Source organism: Flavobacterium sp. IMCC34518 (assembly GCF_027111095.2).
GTDB lineage: Bacteria > Bacteroidota > Bacteroidia > Flavobacteriales > Flavobacteriaceae > Flavobacterium > Flavobacterium praedii.
The window spans coordinates 4,122,866-4,140,991 of record NZ_CP114284.2 but is presented as its reverse complement, the minus strand read 5'-3'; the positions used below and the strand labels follow the sequence as shown (position 1 = coordinate 4,140,991).

15 protein-coding genes are annotated in these 18,126 nt (G+C 33.9%); 11 read left to right on the top strand and 4 right to left on the bottom strand.

Annotated features, from left to right (window positions below; translation table 11 throughout):
- Positions 1 to 221: 221 nt before the first annotated feature.
- Positions 222 to 890, top strand: a complete 669-nt coding sequence (locus tag OZP06_RS17750) for a carbonic anhydrase (protein WP_281324050.1) — start codon at positions 222 to 224, stop codon at positions 888 to 890.
- 77 nt (positions 891 to 967) lie between these two features.
- On the opposite strand, the gene OZP06_RS17745 is transcribed toward OZP06_RS17750, so the two are convergent.
- On the bottom strand, positions 968 to 2,152 hold the full coding sequence (locus OZP06_RS17745) for a hypothetical protein (RefSeq protein WP_269223038.1): 1,185 nt from the start codon (positions 2,150 to 2,152) through the stop codon (positions 968 to 970).
- 138 nt (positions 2,153 to 2,290) lie between these two features.
- The gene (gene fahA / locus OZP06_RS17740; RefSeq protein WP_269223037.1) at positions 2,291 to 3,574 is read right to left on the bottom strand and encodes a fumarylacetoacetase; all 1,284 of its coding nucleotides are present in this window, start codon (positions 3,572 to 3,574) and stop codon (positions 2,291 to 2,293) included.
- Between the two features lie 107 nt (positions 3,575 to 3,681).
- Between fahA and glyA the strand changes: the two genes are divergently transcribed.
- The 6 genes from glyA (at position 3,682) to OZP06_RS17710 (ending at position 9,436) form a co-directional block, all read left to right on the top strand.
- The gene (gene glyA, locus OZP06_RS17735; protein WP_269223036.1) at positions 3,682 to 4,956 is read left to right on the top strand and encodes a serine hydroxymethyltransferase; all 1,275 of its coding nucleotides are present in this window, start codon (positions 3,682 to 3,684) and stop codon (positions 4,954 to 4,956) included.
- 135 nt (positions 4,957 to 5,091) lie between these two features.
- Entirely contained in the window at positions 5,092 to 5,685 is a 594-nt protein-coding gene (locus OZP06_RS17730) for a tRNA-(ms[2]io[6]A)-hydroxylase (protein WP_281239510.1), read from the top strand.
- 90 nt (positions 5,686 to 5,775) lie between these two features.
- Positions 5,776 to 6,273 carry a GNAT family N-acetyltransferase gene (locus OZP06_RS17725; RefSeq protein ID WP_269223035.1) on the top strand — a complete coding sequence of 166 codons (498 nt, stop codon included), beginning with the start codon at positions 5,776 to 5,778 and terminating at the stop codon, positions 6,271 to 6,273.
- A 129-nt stretch (positions 6,274 to 6,402) separates the two neighbouring features.
- Positions 6,403 to 7,497 carry an efflux RND transporter periplasmic adaptor subunit gene (locus OZP06_RS17720; protein ID WP_281324049.1) on the top strand — a complete coding sequence of 365 codons (1,095 nt, stop codon included), beginning with the start codon at positions 6,403 to 6,405 and terminating at the stop codon, positions 7,495 to 7,497.
- Positions 7,497 to 8,753, top strand: a complete 1,257-nt coding sequence (locus OZP06_RS17715) for an FtsX-like permease family protein (RefSeq protein ID WP_281324048.1) — start codon at positions 7,497 to 7,499, stop codon at positions 8,751 to 8,753. Before OZP06_RS17720 ends, OZP06_RS17715 begins: the two co-directional genes overlap by 1 nt.
- A 2-nt stretch (positions 8,754 to 8,755) precedes the next feature.
- Entirely contained in the window at positions 8,756 to 9,436 is a 681-nt protein-coding gene (locus tag OZP06_RS17710; protein WP_281239514.1) for an ABC transporter ATP-binding protein, read from the top strand.
- Positions 9,437 to 9,440: 4 nt separating this feature from the next.
- Here the strand turns inward: OZP06_RS17710 and OZP06_RS17705 are convergent, their stop codons facing one another.
- A complete protein-coding gene (locus tag OZP06_RS17705; RefSeq protein ID WP_269223034.1) occupies positions 9,441 to 10,010 on the bottom strand; it encodes a pentapeptide repeat-containing protein in 570 nt (189 codons plus the stop codon).
- Between the two features lie 265 nt (positions 10,011 to 10,275).
- On the opposite strand from OZP06_RS17705, the gene OZP06_RS17700 reads away from it, so the two are divergent.
- From OZP06_RS17700 to OZP06_RS17685, 4 genes are all read left to right on the top strand, one after another.
- Complete coding sequence (locus tag OZP06_RS17700) at positions 10,276 to 10,671, top strand: hypothetical protein (RefSeq protein WP_269223033.1); 396 nt, start codon at positions 10,276 to 10,278, stop codon at positions 10,669 to 10,671.
- Between the two features lie 322 nt (positions 10,672 to 10,993).
- Positions 10,994 to 12,076 (top strand): efflux RND transporter periplasmic adaptor subunit, encoded by a 1,083-nt coding sequence (locus OZP06_RS17695; RefSeq protein WP_269224522.1) that lies wholly within the window; start codon positions 10,994 to 10,996, stop codon positions 12,074 to 12,076.
- A gap of 22 nt (positions 12,077 to 12,098) precedes the next feature.
- Entirely contained in the window at positions 12,099 to 15,266 is a 3,168-nt protein-coding gene (locus OZP06_RS17690; protein WP_281324047.1) for an efflux RND transporter permease subunit, read from the top strand.
- Positions 15,259 to 16,695: a TolC family protein gene (locus tag OZP06_RS17685; protein ID WP_269223032.1), complete on the top strand. Its 1,437-nt coding sequence runs from the start codon at positions 15,259 to 15,261 to the stop codon at positions 16,693 to 16,695. The genes OZP06_RS17690 and OZP06_RS17685 overlap by 8 nt, the downstream gene beginning before the upstream one ends.
- Before the next feature lie 205 nt (positions 16,696 to 16,900).
- Here the strand turns inward: OZP06_RS17685 and OZP06_RS17680 are convergent, their stop codons facing one another.
- On the bottom strand, positions 16,901 to 17,734 hold the full coding sequence (locus OZP06_RS17680; protein WP_281324046.1) for a hypothetical protein: 834 nt from the start codon (positions 17,732 to 17,734) through the stop codon (positions 16,901 to 16,903).
- Between the last annotated feature and the right edge of the window lie 392 nt (positions 17,735 to 18,126).

The following is an 18,126-nucleotide window of genomic DNA, read 5'->3' as shown; positions in this document are numbered from 1 at the left end:
AAAAATAAAAAAAAAGAGAATTCTTTATGAACCCAAAATATATTAACAATATCGTTTGAGAATTATGATTGATTTTATTTCTCTTATATAATGCATTGAATATGATAAATGTCAATATTTGCGCAGTTTGATGTTCTTAAATTTACGACTCATTACTATTTATTACTTTGTTTAAATTCTTTATAACAATATAAGATTTGTTGTAATTTAAGACTATTATCATGAAAAAAGGATTGCTTTATTTACTATTTATAAGTGTAGTATTCGCTTGTAATAAAACTGAAAAAACAGAAGATGCTAATTTAACTCCACTTCAAAAACTCGAAGCAGGAAACAAACGATTTGCCTCAGGAAAACCCATGCATCCTGATGAAACTTTGGAAAGAATTCGCGAACTAAAAAAGGGTCAGCATCCATTTGCTATTGTTGTAAGTTGTTCCGATTCAAGAGTTCCGGCTGAACTTGTTTTTGATCAGGGCCTTGGAGATATTTTTTCGATAAGAACTGCAGGTAATGTAATGGGAGATTATGAATTAGGAAGTATTGAGTATGCCGTTGAACATTTAGATTGTAAACTGGTGATCGTGATGGGACATAAAGATTGTGGAGCTATGAAAGCTTTTATAAAATCAAATGGACATTATGAACAAACGGATCATATTAAAAAAATTATAGAATATATTGAAAGTGAGAAAGAAGAAAAAAATCTGGCAATTCATAATGATTTAGTGCTGGATAAAGTTATCGATGCCAATATAGAACATGGTGTTGCTTTTTTGAAAACTGCAGAACCTATTTTAAAAGAGTTTTATGATAACAAAAAAGTAGCTATTGTTGGAGCAGTATATGATATTGAAACAGGTAAAGTTATTTTTAATACTGACAAATAGTTTTTAATTTGTTTTATGTAAAAAAAAGAGGCAGTCTAAATTTTTAGACTGCCTCTTTTTTTAGTAATGAAAAGATCTTATTTTCTAAACGAATTTCGGGAAATAACCGAATTGATTTTGGCTTTCAAATCTTCGCCTGTGTCATAAACCATCTGTTCACTTGAAGGAAAGGGCATAATTCTCTTGTCGAAATAAGAGTAATAATTATCATCGGCTGCACGACGATCTCCTTTGTATGTAGAATAGATGTTTTCGAAAACAAATTCGCTAGTTATAGGGAATGACTCTATAGGTTGTTTGGTTTTGTTATCTACATAGTCCACTTTGGCAGTAATCTGACAGGATTTAAATTGTCTAACTTCATAAATATTTACTCTTGCATTAATAAGATTATCTATCATTACAGGTTTGCCTTCTCTGTCTACAACAACTCTGCCATTGGCATCAAGCTGTTTTTTCTGCCCGTCAACTACTTGGCGTTCTTTGATAAATTCTCTTTCTTTTATTTGTTCAGGCGATATAAAAATAGATCTAAATTTGATTTGCATTCCGTAATCGTAGTAAATATCTTTTTGTTTAACACTATGGTAAACAGTCCATTTATCATTTAATTTGTAACTTTTAAAATCCAGTAAATCATTCTGCAATTGTATCGGAATAATCATGTTAGTTTCATTTTGGGTATATACGATAACAAAATCAGTACCTTTAAATTGAGCTTCTTCCATGATTTTGGATACATCCTTAAAATTTGGATTTATTTTGTCCAAATAGGCTAAATCATCATAAACCCTACGGTAATTCATTTTATTTTTGGTTAGCATCAAGGCTTTAGCATTTGCGTACAAATAATTGGATAAAGCATTTTTGCTACTTATAATAGGTTCATTATAATTATCGAATGGAAAAATGGCATTTCGTCCTTCTTTAATTAATTTTAGCGGAAGCAAAGGTTTAATTTTTTCTTGTCGCTCATTTAGAGTTAGGTATGTGCTGTAAATTTTTTCTAGTTCATTCGGATTGTTCTCTTTACTCAAAAAACTGATAGTATTTAAATCGCGTTCTTTAGCTTTAGCGAAAGCTTCTTCGAGTAAATAAATGTAATCTTGTTTTCCTTTTTTGTCTTTATTGGAGCGTAAATTGGAAAGAGCAATGTCAATAGCTGCATCGTAATTTCCTGATGCCAAATTGTTTTGAGTTTGTTTTACTCCACAAGATGTAAATAGAACAAAAAAAGCAATTATAGTAGTAATTTTTTTCATGTTTTGGGGCAATGAATTATTTTGATTTTTGACTAAAATTATTTTGCAAACTTACTATTCCTTTGTCAAATTCAATCTTTAAATAGCATAAAAAAACCGACAACTATTAAATTGTCGGTTGGTTAGAAAGTATTGGGATTATTGTCTTACAAATGGAGGAAGTAATTTACTGGAGCATTCTCCAAAACCAATTCGAACCTGTCCGTTTTGACTGTATCCTTTAATGATAACGGTATCACCATCGTTTATGAATTTACGTTCGGTACCATCATTTAATTGTATTGGGTTTTTACCACCCCAAGTTAGTTCTAACATTGATCCAAAACTGTCAGGGGTTGGTCCTGAAATGGTTCCTGAACCCATCATGTCACCGGAGTTTACCCGACAACCGTTTGAGGTATGGTGCGCTAATTGTTGACTCATTGTCCAATACATATGTTTGAAATTAGATCGAGAAACAACTGTTGGAGTTCCATTTTCGGGTGCAATAGCCACTTCTAGATTGATATCAAAGGAGTGTTTTCCTTTTTGTTGCAAATAAGGAAGAGGTGTAGGTTCTTGTTTAGGGCCTTTGGTTCTAAAAGGTTCTAGCGCATCTAGAGTTACAATCCAAGGTGAAATAGATGAAGCAAAGTTTTTGGCTAAGAACGGTCCTAATGGTACGTATTCCCATTTTTGAATATCACGAGCACTCCAGTCATTTAATAAAACCATTCCGAAAATATAAGCTTCGGTTTCACCTACAGGAACATTCTCTCCCATAATATTGACATCGGTTGTGATAAATGCTGTTTCCAATTCAAAATCTACTAGTCGAGATGGTCCAAAAACGGGGCTCGTTTCACCATTTGGCAACGTTTGTCCCATAGGTCTGTGAACTGGAATTCCAGACGGAATAATAGTTGAACTTCTTCCGTGATATCCTACTGGAATATGTAGCCAGTTGGGTAATAAAGCATTTTCTGGGTCACGGAACATTTTTCCAACATTAGTTGCATGTTCTTTACTGGAATAAAAATCTGTATAATCGCCAATTAGAACGGGAAGTTGCATTTCTACATCTTCCATTCTGAAAATTACAATGTCTCTATGGGTAGTATTATCTCTTAATTCTGGATTTTTTGCATCAAAAAGTTCTGCAATTCTATTGCGTACTAATCGCCATGTTTTTTGGCCATCGGATATAAAATCATTCAGGGTATCTTGCATGAACATATCGTCCGTCAATTCGATGCCTTCAAAATAATTTAATTGCTGTAAAGCGCCTAAATCGATTGCAAAATTACCAATTCGAGTACCTACGGTAACGATATTTTCCTTGGTAAGAAAAACTCCGAAAGGGATGTTTTGTATAGGGAAGTCACTGTCTGACAGTACCTCTAACCATGATTTTCTACTGGTATCGTTGGCTGTTATTGGCATGATAATGTTAATTGTTTGTTGAAAATTACTTGTCAAATATATTATAATCTAACAGTTAAACAAACGTTTTTTTGTATTTTTGCGACAAATTAACGAAAATCAAAGAAATGCAACGCGACGAACAAATTTTTGACCTCATTCTTGAAGAACAAGACAGACAAATACACGGACTAGAACTTATAGCTTCTGAAAACTTTGTAAGTGACGAAGTTATGGAAGCAGCTGGATCTGTTTTAACGAATAAATATGCTGAGGGTTATCCTGGCAAAAGATACTACGGAGGATGTGAAGTAGTTGATGTAGTCGAACAAATTGCTATCGACAGAGCCAAAGCATTATTTGGCGCAGAATATGCAAACGTTCAGCCTCACTCTGGTTCACAAGCGAATACAGCCGTATTTTTTGCTTGCTTGAAACCAGGCGACAAAATATTAGGTTTCGATTTATCTCATGGAGGTCACTTGACGCACGGTTCACCAGTAAACTTTTCTGGACGTTTGTACAGCCCAGTTTTTTATGGTGTAGATCAAGAAACAGGTCGCTTGAACTATGATAAAATTCAAGAAATTGCTACTAAAGAACAACCAAAATTAATCATTGCTGGAGCTTCGGCTTACTCTCGTGATATGGATTTTGAGCGTTTTAGAGTGATTGCTGATAGTGTAGGGGCTATTTTAATGGCTGATATTTCTCATCCTGCAGGGCTTATCGCCAAAGGGTTGATGAATGATCCAATTCCTCATTGTCATATTGTAACCACTACAACTCACAAAACATTACGTGGACCTCGTGGAGGTTTGATCATGATGGGTAAAGACTTTGAAAATCCTTGGGGATTAACTACTCCAAAAGGAGAAATCAGAATGATGTCATCATTATTAGATCTTGCGGTTTTCCCTGGAAATCAAGGTGGACCATTGATGCACATTATTGCTGCTAAAGCGGTTGCTTTTGGTGAAGCATTGCAAGATGAGTTCTTTACGTATGCTAGACAATTGCAAAAAAATGCAAATGCAATGGCAGATGCTTTTGTAAAAAGAGGATACAATATTATTTCTGGAGGGACAGACAATCACATGATGTTGATTGACCTTAGAAACAAAGGAATCTCAGGAAAAGAAGCTGAAAATGCATTGGTAAAAGCTGAGATAACTGTAAATAAAAACATGGTTCCATTCGATGATAAATCACCATTTGTGACTTCAGGAATCCGTGTGGGAACTGCAGCAATTACCACTCGTGGTCTTGTGGAAGAAGATATGGAAACAATTGTTGCTTTAATCGATAGAGTTTTGGTAGATCACACTAACGAAGATGTTATCGAAGAAGTAGCTAATGAAGTAAACGAAATGATGAGCGAAAGAGCAATCTTTGTGTTCTAAATTTTTGTTTAAAAGTTTAAAGAGTTTAAAGTTTAAGGTTTTGTATTGTGCAAAAGTTCGAACTTTAAACTCTTTTTCTTTTTCAAGAAAACCTTAAACTTTAAACAAAATTTTAAACCTTAAACTAATTTTATAATGTCAGTACTAAGATTAAAATTACCAACCGACCCAAGATGGGTAAATATTGTTGAGAAAAACATCGAAGAGATTCTTACCGATCATGCTTGGTGCGAACAAAAAGCAGCCACCAACGCGATTACCATTATTACTAATAATTCAGAACACCAAGATTTAGTTCAGGATTTATTGGCTTTGGCCAAAGAAGAAATCGATCATTTTGAACAAGTGCACAACATCATCATTAAGCGCGGACTGAAATTAGGTCGCGAGCGCAAAGACGATTATGTAAATGAATTGTATTTGTACATGAAAAAAAGCGGTGACGGAAGCCGAGTTTCTGGTCTAGTGGAGCGATTGTTGTTTTCGGCCATGATTGAAGCTAGAAGCTGCGAACGTTTCAAAGTACTTTCTGAGAACATTAAAGACGAAGAACTATCAGTTTTTTATAGAGATTTGATGGAAAGTGAAGCCGGTCATTATACCACTTTTATAACCTATGCCCGAAAATATGGTGTTGGAATTGATGTAGAAAAACGCTGGAGAGAATGGTTGGAATTTGAAGAGTCTGTTATTGCCAATTATGGTAAGAATGAGACGATTCATGGTTAAAAAAAGTGTTCAGTGTTCAAGTTCTAGTGATCAGTTGATTGCTAGTTCTGAATTCTATTTTCTCCTTCAAACTTCTATTTTATATATTCAATGATCACAATAGTTAAAGCTACGGCAAACGATTACCCAACGATTCAAAATATAGCACATCAAACTTGGCCCGTTGCTTATGGAGAAATTCTTTCGAAAGTGCAATTGGATTATATGTTGGATGCCTTTTATAATGAGGAAGCCTTAAAGGATAGTGTTGCCAATAAAGGGCATCATTTTATTTTAGCCAAAGAAGGAGAGGAGACTTTAGGTTTTGCTTCCTATGAGCATCATTACAACCAAAAACAACAAACCAAGATCCATAAAATTTATATTTTGCCACAAACGCAAGGTAAAGGAATTGGGAAAAGTTTAATCGATTTTGTCGAAAATATTGCTAAAGAAAATGATTCGATTGCTCTTTCTCTAAATGTCAATCGTTTTAATAAAGCATTGGTTTTTTATAAAAAAATTGGTTTTAATATTGTAGATGAAGTTGATATTAAATTAGAACATGGTTATTTGATGGAGGATTATGTAATGGAGAAGCCATTTTAACGGGTTTAATTTTTTTTAATCAAAATTTAATTGAGCTAGTAATTATGTAACAATCATTATTTTTTTACATTTTTTTAAGTCGTATATTTATATCAGTTTTCGTATAAATAAGCGTCAAAAAAATATAAAATGAGGTTAAAATCAATATTTGTTTATGGATTTGCTTTTTTTCTAGTAATAGCTTGTGCTAAGAAGGACAACGGAGAAATTAAGCCTACTGTAGGAGATGTAACAGAAAGTGTCTATGCGTCAGGAGTAGTAAAGGCTCAGGGACAATATATTGTTTACGCTACCGTAAGTGGAAATTTAAAAAAAATTGATGCGACTGTTGGACAATCAATAGCGGTAGGTCAGAAACTATTTGAATTAGACGAAGATAGAGCTAGTTTGAACTCTCAAAATGCTGAATTGGCTTATCAACTTAGTAAAGAAAACAATCAATACTCCAAAGATCGAATTGCCGAAATTGAAATGAAAATTCAAACAGCAAAGAATAAAATGCTTTTGGATGAATCTATTTTAAAACGGAATAAAAGGGTTAAAGAGTTAGAATATATTTCGGATGTAGAATACGAAAAATTAGTGCTCACTTATAAAACTTCCAAACTGGAATATGAAGTAGCAATAAAACAATTGGCGCAACTCAAAGCTCAATTGCAAAACCAAGAAACTATAAATAGCAATACACTAAAAATCAATCAAAGAAATCAAAAAGATTTTACTGTTAAAAGTGCATTCTCTGGACAATTATTTGATATATTGGTTCGAGAAGGAGCTTATATTACCCCACAAATTCCACTAGCAACTATTGGTAAAACCAATTCTTTTTTGTTAGAACTTGAAGTCGATGAAAACGATATGGTTCGAGTAATCCTCGGACAAAAGGTCTATGTTACCATGGACAGTTACAAAGGAGCTGTTTTTGAAGCCATTGTTGATAAAATTTATCCCATTATGGTCGAACAATCCCGTACTTTCAAGATAGAAGCTCACTTTGTAAAACCGCCTCCTAAACTGTATCCCAACTTGACTGCCGAAGCGAATATCGTCATCAAAACCAAAAAGAATGTAATTACAATTCCAAAGAATTATTTGATTCAAGATGAATATGTTTTAGTCAGTAAAAAGGAAAAAAGAAAAGTAAAAACAGGCTTGAGTGATTATCAAAAAGTCGAAATTTTGGAAGGTCTAAAACCTGGCGAATCTATTTTTAAACCCGAATAATGAACTTCAAACTCATTTTAAACATTGCATTGCATTTGCTTCAAGCAAGGCTCAAACAAACTATAGTCGCCGCTATTGGTGTAACTTTTAGTATTGCTATGTTTATTGCTCTGGTTAGTTTTATGAATGGATTAAATGACCTGTTGGACGGTTTGATGCTCAACAGAACTCCGCATGTGCGTTTGTATAATGATATAAAACCAGCGGAACATCAGCCGATAACTTTGGCGGAAGCCTATAAAAACAACACTAATTTTATACGATCTATAAAACCAAAAGATATTGGTAAATCGATTTATAACAGTAAAGCCATTATTGCATATTTAAAAAAAGACCCACGTATTATTGATGTGGCGCCAAAAATTACTACCCCTGTTTTTTTTAATTCAGGAACGATTGAAATTTCGGGAGTTATCAATGGAATTGATGTTTTGTCAGAAGAAAAAATATTCAAAGTCAGCGAATACATTATCGAAGGTAAGGTTACCAATTTACTGCAAAATAACAGCATTATTCTTGGGAAAGGCCTTGCCAGTAAAATGATGCTCACTGTTGGGGATATTATTAAAATTACTTCTCCCAGTGGCAATTTGTCTTCTCTTAAAATTGTGGGTATTTCTCAAATGGGTATTGCTGAGGTTGATGATGTAATGAGTTATACTTCGCTCGACACTGCACAAAAAATATTGGGCGAACCTACTAATTACATAACCGATATTCAAATACAATTGCATGATAAATTAACGGCTCCAGAAGTTTCCAAAGAGTTTCGAGACAAATTTAATTTGGATACCATTGATTACAAAACTGCCAACGCCCAATTTGAAACAGGAAGCAGTGTTCGAACTATTATATCCTATGCAGTAGGAGTTGTGTTGCTGATAGTGGCTGGTTTTGGTATTTATAATATTCTAAACATGATGATTTATGAAAAAATGGACAGTATTGCCATTCTAAAAGCTACAGGTTTTTCTGGAAATGATGTAAGGTGGATTTTTATTTCTCTTTCCTTGATAATTGGTTTTGTGGGAGGAATGTTTGGATTGTTGTTTGGTTTTATTTTTTCATCGATTATAGATGTAATTCCGTTTAAGACTCCTTCTTTACCTACTATTTCAACCTATCCAATTTATTATGATGGGGTTTATTATGTCATAGGAATCATTTTTGCCTTATTTACAACTACAATTGCAGGCTACTTTCCTGCTTCAAAAGCCAGTAAGATTGATCCAGTAGAAATCATTAGAGGAAAGTAATTATGGAAAATAGTAAGATATTAGAAACCAAAGGATTGACAAAATATTTTTATGATCCCGTAAAATTCAAAGTGCTAACAGAAATAAATATGAGTATTGATCGGGGCGAATTTGTTTCGATTGTTGGGAAATCGGGTTGCGGAAAATCGACTTTATTGTATTTGCTTTCTACTATGGATACCGATTATGAAGGTCAAATATTAATTCATAATGAACTTGTAACAGGAAAAGAAGACAAAGTATTAGCCCAAATCAGGAATGAAAAAATTGGTTTTGTATTTCAGTTTCATTATTTGTTAATTGAATATAATGTTTTAAGAAATGTGATGTTGCCTGGACTAAAATTGGCAAAATATTCAGAACAAGAATTAGAGCATCGTGCATTGGAACATTTAAAAACGTTAGGCATGGAAGAACAAGCCTTAAAAATGCCAAATCAATTAAGTGGAGGTCAAAAACAGCGAGTTGCCATTGCTCGGGCTTTGATTAACGATCCTTTGATAATAATGGGAGATGAACCAACAGGGAATTTGGATAAGAAAAATAGCGATTTGGTTTATGATATTTTTAAAGAACTGACATTAGAAAAAAAACAAACCTTACTCATTGTTACTCATGATAATGATTTTGCACATAAAACCAATAGAATTATCACTATGGAAGACGGGAAGATTATTTCCTAAATAGTTACTTCACTATAATGTCGTGTCTATAAAGCAAACCTTTCAGACCTTCTAATGCAAAGATTGCTTTCTTTAATTTTGTGACTTTTGGGTCAATAGTGTAATTGTAACTGGTCTTGAAATTGGCTTTGTTGGCAATGGCTTTGGCAAATTCGGCGCGGTACAAATCACAATTTTCAAAAAGTACTTCGGTCAAATCGGTAGCCATAAAATCTACTGCAACCAAACTACAATCAATGAATGGAGTTCCTTTTATTTTCAAAGTATAAAACTTGGAAAAATCCAGTACACAATCGTTAAAGCGGACTTCAAAAATAAGTTTGTTGCACATCGCAAAATTAACATCCTTAATTTGGCAACGGTTAAAAGTCACGGTTCTCAAAGCCACATGATTGATTTTGCCTTCGCTAAAAATACAATCATTAAAAACACAATCAATAAAAGTAACGTCCATAAAGTTACAAGCCGAAAAGGTACATTTATTGAACGTACAACATTCAAATTCCTTGAAATTGACCTCATCCACGCCATAAGTATGGTTGTTGTATTCTTTATCTAGGAAATATTCAGGCATTAAAAGATTTTAAGTTCGTTGTTTGTATCATAATAGTGAACAAAGAAACAAATTTCTATAGTTAAAAAAGAGAAATATAAAAGTTTATAATTTGTGAACCTATTTTAGGCTGAAAGGGAATGGTTAATTAATTGATCTTCAGTTTGCACTTTGATTTTTAGTCATAGTCGAAAATAGGATGGTTGTATTGATAATGGGAATCATTATTTAAAAAAAAGTTAAAATTTATAAAAAGGAATTGCTTAGTCATTAACTTCGCCGACAAATGAAAGCAAATGTTTTATACATATTCTTAAGTTTCTTTCTACTTGGCGGTGGAAGTTATCTGCATGCAGAAACGCTTCCTGATCACATCGGTTACTCCTTTTCTAATAATCTTGTAAAAAAGGAACAAGTAAAACATAAAAATTCAAATCGAAAAAGCGTTGTTATTGAAGAAGCTGATATAGATTTGGACGAAGAATTTCATAATGTTGATGAATATAAAATTGGTGGAGATACTAAATTTTTAGTTCCAACAAACAATTTCCTTCAAAGTTGGTATTTAAATTTATCCAATCATTATCTTTTAAATTCTAATTCTAAGTGTACTAAGACTTTAGTGCCTTTTTGCGGTCAATCCAATCGTATTTATATTACACAAAGCGTCTTAAGGATTTGATCCAAACATTCATCAGTTACCACATTTGCAATTAAACAGATCTTGTCAGCGTAAAATAGTTTTACTTCTGCTGGTATCAACATTCAAATTTTGCTTTGGTTGCTGATTTTTTCTCCAAGTACCAAACTAATTCCAATTTTTTAATTACTTAATTTTTTAGCTCTTCGCTAAAATGTTTGGGTTTATGTCGTTTATTAATAAAAATGATTATTTGAATAACAGAAGTTTTATTTCTGAATATTTCAAATTCGTCATTCTTACTTTTAATAAAATGACTTTTCACCAATCGTTTTTTCCGAAGGCTTTAATTTCCATTTACACCATGAAGAAAACAATTGCATTCACAGGCTTGATAGCCTTGTTGTGCCTAACAAGCTGTACAACTAAAAAAGAAGAAAAAGAAGAAGCTGGTAAGTTTACCGTTACTAATGCTGCCATAATTGACACCTCATTTACCAAGCAGTACGTTTCTCAGATACGTTCTGTCCGTGACATCGAGATCCGTGCCCAAGAAAAAGGATTTCTGGAAAAAATTTATGTAGATGAAGGCCAATCTGTAAAAGCAGGGCAATTGTTATTCAAAATCATGCCAAAAATGTATGAGGCTGAATTGCTAAAAGCGCAAGCTGAAGCCAAAGCGGCAGAAATAGAATTGCAAAATGCCAAGACGTTGGCTGATAAAAATATAGTTTCAAAAAGCGAACAAGCAGTAGCTCAAGCCAAATTGGAACAAGCAAGAGCTGAAGTTTCGTTAGCCAAACTGCATCTCTCATTTACCGAAATTAGAGCGCCGTTTGACGGAACCATTGACCGTATTCCTAAAAAACTGGGAAGTTTAATTGACGAGGGTGAGCTATTGACTACGCTTTCTGATAACAGTCAGGTATATGCCTATTTTAATCTCTCTGAGCCGGAATACTTAGAATATCAAACCAATATAAAAGGACGCGGAGATAGCAAAGTAAGTTTGTTATTGGCCAGTAACGAACCTTTTGCTTACAAAGGAAATGTAGAATTGGTCGAAAGCGAGTTTGATAGTGAAACTGGTAATATTGCCTTCAGAGCTAAATTCCCAAATCCCAATAAACTTTTAAAAAATGGAGAAACAGGTTCGGTAATGATGACAGTCCCTGCTAAAAATGCATTAATTATTCCGCAGAAAACTACTTATGAAATACAGGACAAAATGTATGTATTTGTTGTGGATAATAAAAATGTAGTGCGATCTAGAGAAATTACTATTGCTGGAGCAATGCCCGATTTGTTTGTGATCAAAAGCGGTATTACTAAAAACGATAAAATTCTTTTAGAAGGTGTTCAGAAAGTGAAAGATGATGATGTCATTAAATATGACTATCAGAAACCCGAAGATGTTCTCGCTCATTTGAAATTAAAAGCAGAATAATTGTAATTCTAAATCTAAAAAAATGTTTAATAAATTTATACAAAGACCAGTCCTATCGATAGTGATATCTCTGATGATTGTCTTACTGGGTGTTTTGGCACTTGTCAAATTACCGGTAACATTATTTCCTTCGATATCACCGCCAAAAGTAAATGTTACCGCTTCGTATCCAGGAGCAAACAACGAACTTTTGATTAAATCGGTAATCATTCCGCTAGAAAGAGCCTTAAACGGTGTTCCCGGAATGAAATATATAGCTTCAGATGCTGGAAATGATGGTGAAGGATCAATTCAGGTTATTTTTAATCTTGGAACTGATCCAAATCAAGCGTCACTAAATGTACAAAACCGTGTGGCTTCGGTAGTAAATAAACTACCACCAATTGTAGTTCGAGAAGGAGTAAAAATTACTCGTGAGGAATCCAACATGCTTTTGTATGTCAATCTTCATAGTTCTGATCCAAAAGCAGATCAAAAATTTCTTTACAATTTTGCGGATATCAACATATTATCAGAGCTAAAAAGAGTTGATGGAGTTGGAGATGCCGATATTTTGGGTAATAGAGAATATGCCATGCGTATCTGGTTAAAACCCGATCGTATGTTGGCTTATAAAATATCTGCTGACGAAGTGATGGAAGCCTTATCACAGCAAAGTTTGGAAGCATCACCAGGTAAAACAGGTGAAAGTTCTGGTAAAAGATCACAAGCATTTGAATATGTATTGAAATATCCAGGACGTTTTACTACCAATGAGCAATATGAAAATATTGTTTTAAGATCCAGTCCAAATGGTGAAATCCTTCGATTGAAAGATGTTGCAAAAGTAGAATTTGGAAGCTCGATGTATGATATTTATTCCAATTTAAATGGAAAACCTTCGGCTGCAATAGTCTTAAAACAATCTTATGGAAGTAATGCAACTCAGGTAATTAAAGATGTCAAAGCTAAATTGGCCGAACTAAAAGTTTCAACATTTCCAAAAGGAATGGACTATGAGATTAGTTATGATGTTTCTAAATTTTTGGATGCCTCAATCGAGAAAGTAATCCATACTTTGGTGGAAGCATTTATATTAGTAGGTTTGGTGGTGTTCTTGTTCCTTGGGGATTGGCGTTCTACTTTAATTCCCGCAATTGCTGTACCGGTATCCTTAATTGGAACTTTTATGTTTATGCAATTCTTTGGAATTAATTTAAACCTGATTACTTTATTCGCATTGGTTTTGGCTATTGGTATTGTTGTAGATAATGCCATCGTGGTTATTGAAGCGGTCCATTATAAAATGGAAACCAAGAATCTCAAACCAATGAAGGCCACCAAAGAGGCCATGCATGAGGTAAGTGGTGCTATTGTCGCAATCACTTTTGTAATGGCAGCGGTATTTATACCTGTTGCATTTATGTCGGGACCTGTTGGAATATTTTACAGACAGTTTTCGATAACTATGGCAACTGCAATTATCCTTTCTGGAGTTGTTGCATTGACGCTTACGCCTGCGCTTTGCGCGATGATGCTAAAAAATACGCATGGTCAACCTAAAAAGAAAACAATAGTAAATAAAATTGTAGAAAGTTTTAATGGTTGGTTTAATGGAGTTTCAGAAAAATATAGAAATTTATTGGGGCTGATTGTAAACAGAAGAGTCATTACTTTTGGAATGTTGACGTTTTTCTGTGTGGGGACTTATTTTTTGAATGGCAGTCTTCCTTCTGGTTTTATACCTAACGAAGATCAAGGAATGTTTTATGCGGTTATTCAAACTCCTCCGGGATCAACATTGGAAAGAACCAATCAAGTTTCTGAAAAACTGCAAAAAATTGCCGAAGGTATTGAAGGAGTTAAATCGGTCTCTTCATTGGCTGGATATGAAATTCTTACCGAAGGAACAGGATCTAATTCTGGAACATGCTTAATCAACTTAAAAAGCTGGGAAGAACGTTCTCATTCTTCACAAGAAATCATTGATGAACTGGAGAAAAAGGCCAAGGATATTCCGGGTGCCACCATTGAATTCTTTGAACCGCCTGCTGTACCGGGTTATGGAGCTGCCGGAGGATTTGAATTGCGTTTGCTGGACAAAGCAGGGTCTGGTGATTACAAGAAAATGGAAACCGTGAGTAATGATTTTGTTAAAGAACTCAACAAAAGACCGGAATTGGCATCGGTATTTACTTTTTACAGTGCCAGTTTTCCGCAGTATATGTTGAATATTGATAATGATATTGCACAACAAAAAGGAGTAACTATTGAAAATGCTACCAATACGCTTTCGACACTTATAGGAAGTAATTACGAAATCAGTTTTATTAAATATGGTATCAATTATAAGGTAATGGTTCAGGCGTCTCCTGAGTACAGAGCATTGCCTGAAGATGTTTTGAAATTGTATGTAAAGAACAATCGTGATGAAATGGTGCCTTTCTCGGCTTTTATGACAATGGAAAAAGTATATGGTTTGTCTGAGATTACCAGACATAACATGTACAATGCTTCAGAAATAAGCGGTCAATCTGCGCCGGGATACAGTAGTGGTGAATCCATAAAAGCAATCCAAGAAGTTGCAGAAAAGAAGTTGCCAAGAGGATATGGAATTGATTGGGCAGGTATTTCCAAAGATGAAGTTGGTCGTGGAAACGAAGCGATGTATATTTTCTTAATCTGTCTTGGTTTTGTGTATTTAATTTTGGCTGCACAATATGAAAGTTTCATTCTTCCATTAGTGGTTATTTTATCACTTGTTGCCGGAATTTTTGGAGCATTCTTATTCCTAAAATTATTTGGTTTGGAAAACAATATTTATGCACAAGTTGCCATGGTAATGCTAATTGGTTTACTGGGTAAAAATGCTGTACTTATTGTTGAATTTGCTGTTCAGAGGCATCGAGCTGGAGATACAGTATTGCAGGCCGCAATCGAAGGTTCTGCATTGAGATTCCGTCCTATTTTAATGACTTCATTCGCTTTTATTGCTGGGTTAATTCCATTGGTTATTGCTTCTGGGCCCGGTAAAATTGGAAACAGAACAATTGGATCTGCCGCGGCAGGAGGAATGCTTATCGGAACTATTTTCGGTGTACTTCTCATTCCTGGATTGTATTATGTTTTCGGAAGAATTTCAGAAAAAATAAAATTTGTCAAAAACGAAGAAGAGAATCCATTAACCGAAGAAATTGATCACAATGTATAAAATAAAGTTATATCAATATTTTATCCCGCTAGGCATTTGCCTGGCGGTGGTAAGCTGTGCTCCGACTAATGTGCCGTTGACTGCCAATGCAACTGTTCCCGAAGCTTTTACTAAAAACAAGGAAACGGATACTACAAATATAGCAGCTACTCCGTGGCGTGTTTATTTTAAAGACCCAAATCTGGTAAATTTGATAGATACTGCTTTGAAAAATAATCAGGAATTACAGATTACTTTGCAGGAAATTGAAATTGCAAAGAATGATATCCGTGTAAAGAAAGGGTTATTATTGCCAACAGTTGGAATAGGAGCAGGGGCTGGAATTGAAAAAGTGGGGAGATATACCAGTCAAGGTGCTGGAGACGCTTCTACCGAAATTATGCCCGGTAAAGAAACGCCAGACCCGCTAAAGGATTTCAAAATAGCGGCCTACGCAAACTGGGAAGTGGATATTTGGAAAAAACTGCGCAATTCCAAAAAAGCTGCAGTGAGCAGATACTTATCTACTGTTGAAGGTAAAAACTTTGTTATTACAAACCTTATTTCTGAGGTGGCCGATTCGTATTATGAACTATTGGCTTTAGACAGTCAGTTGGAGATTGTGAGAAAGAATATCGAATTGCAATCTAACGCTTTGGAGGTTGTTAAAATTCAGAAAGAAGCGGCTAGAACAACCGAATTGGCAGTTCAAAAGTTTCAGGCTGAAGTAATGGCTTCCAAAAGTATGGAATTTGACATTCTTCAAAACATAAAAGAAACAGAGAATAAAATCAACTTTTTGTTAGGGCAATATCCACAGGAAATTAAAAGAGATAAAACCAATTTTATGAGTTTGTTGCCATTGACAGTCAATTCGGGAATTCCATCTCAATTGTTGTCCAATCGTCCCGATATCAAACAAGCAGAATTGGAACTAGAAGCCGCAAAGCTGGATGTAAAAGTAGCGCGCTCCGAGTTTTATCCGTCGCTGGATATTTCGGCAGCGATAGGTTTTAATGCCTTTAAACCATCATTACTTTTTTCCATGCCTGAGTCGCTTCTGTATTCTTTAGCCGGTGATTTGGCTATGCCATTAATTAACAGAAATGCCATCAAAGCAGAGTATAGCACTGCGAATGCAAGACAACTTCAAGCTTTGTACAACTATGAGCGTACTATTTTAAATGCGTATCTGGAAGTATCTACTCAGCTTTCCAAAATCAGTAATTTGGAAAAAAGCTACGACTTAAGATCGCAACAAGTGGCAGCATTAAACCGATCGATTGACGTAGCAGGTGATTTATTCAAGTCAGCCAAAGTTGATTATTTCGAGGTTTTGATGACCCAACGAGATGCTTTGGAGTCCAACCTTGAATTGATTGACACCAAAAAAGAACAGCTAAATGCCTCTGTTATGGTATACAAAGATTTAGGTGGTGGTTGGAAGTAATAATTAATTTTATTATTTCTTTTCAAAGAGCCGGCAAAGTTTGTCCGGCTCTTTACTTTTGTTATTTTAATCCATAAAGGTTTAACCCCGATTCTGCACTAGAAATCTACTATATCTAGTTTTTTTATTAAAACCAAGTACTTACTACTGTTTTTTATGAAAAATTAAACTTCGTAATGAGTCTAATGAAAAAGAAAGAATTGTGTTATTCTTTAGCAGTTGCATTTGATAATTGTTTAAATTTTTGCAAAAAATCATTGGCTTTTTCGTCCTGACCAATCGATTTTAAAGCAACCGAATAGCGATAATAATATTCAGGTTCTAAGTCAGAAGTCTTATTAAATAATTTAGTGTAGTATTTTTCGGCTTTTTCTAGCTCATTATTAAAATAGAAAGAATTGGCCAATTTTTTTAATATGTCCAAAGTAGCATATCCTTTCTCTGCAACTCCTTCATAAGTTTTTATAATATCAATATAGGAGATTTTATCTTCCTCTTCTTTTGACATAGCAGTGATTGACGGTTTTGTTGAACTTTCAATAGCATTTAAACTATTTAATGCTGTGAGAGATTCATTGGGTTGCTCTTTTTGTATTTGAGATGGTATAATTATGCTTTTATTTTCCAGTTGTAAATCATCTGTTGTAGTTGCTTTTTCAGTTGAATTGATACTTGATAACATACTTGATTCATCAGTTTTCTTCAAAGCATTAGATTTTATAGCCTTGTTAAAGTTTGCATCTTCATTCTCGAAAATTGGAGTGATAATTCTGATGTTATTTGGACCTAAATCAAAGGTTTGAATTAATTTGGAATCTGAAACATTGTAAATGGTTTTACGACTACCAAATTTCATTACAATGATTTCTTCAACATGGTAATATTTAACTTTTCTATTGGGGATTTCAATAGTGTTTTTAAAAATGGAAGTGTTATTGGATTCACTTATTTTTTTTTGATTTAAAGGGTTTTTTTGTGACCAACAATTTAATGGAATAAATCCTATGATTATAATGCAAACGAGTAGTTGATTTTTCATATTTTTTATTTTTTAGATAAAGAAAAAGGATATGCAATCAAGGTCACAAATACAGTTATTTTTATTCTCTAAAACTAAATTTTTAAATCACTTTTCGAGTTATTATTGTTTTATTGTAAGTATATCTATATAGTTTATTATGCATTGTTTTTTACAATGTATTATTTTAAGGGTTTTTAATAGATGAATTGAACTAAAAGTAGTAATTTATATTTAGTTTGTAAAGATACTCAAAAGTAATCGACTCTACTTTGTAATCTTAATAGCTTTGGGAATCATACTGAGTGTTTTTTATACTTTCTTATGTCTTTATGAAACAAAAGAAAATAAGAGATGTTATTTTTTGGTGCTCTTAGTGATACAATTTTTAAGCTATTTTTTTCGAAATTTGG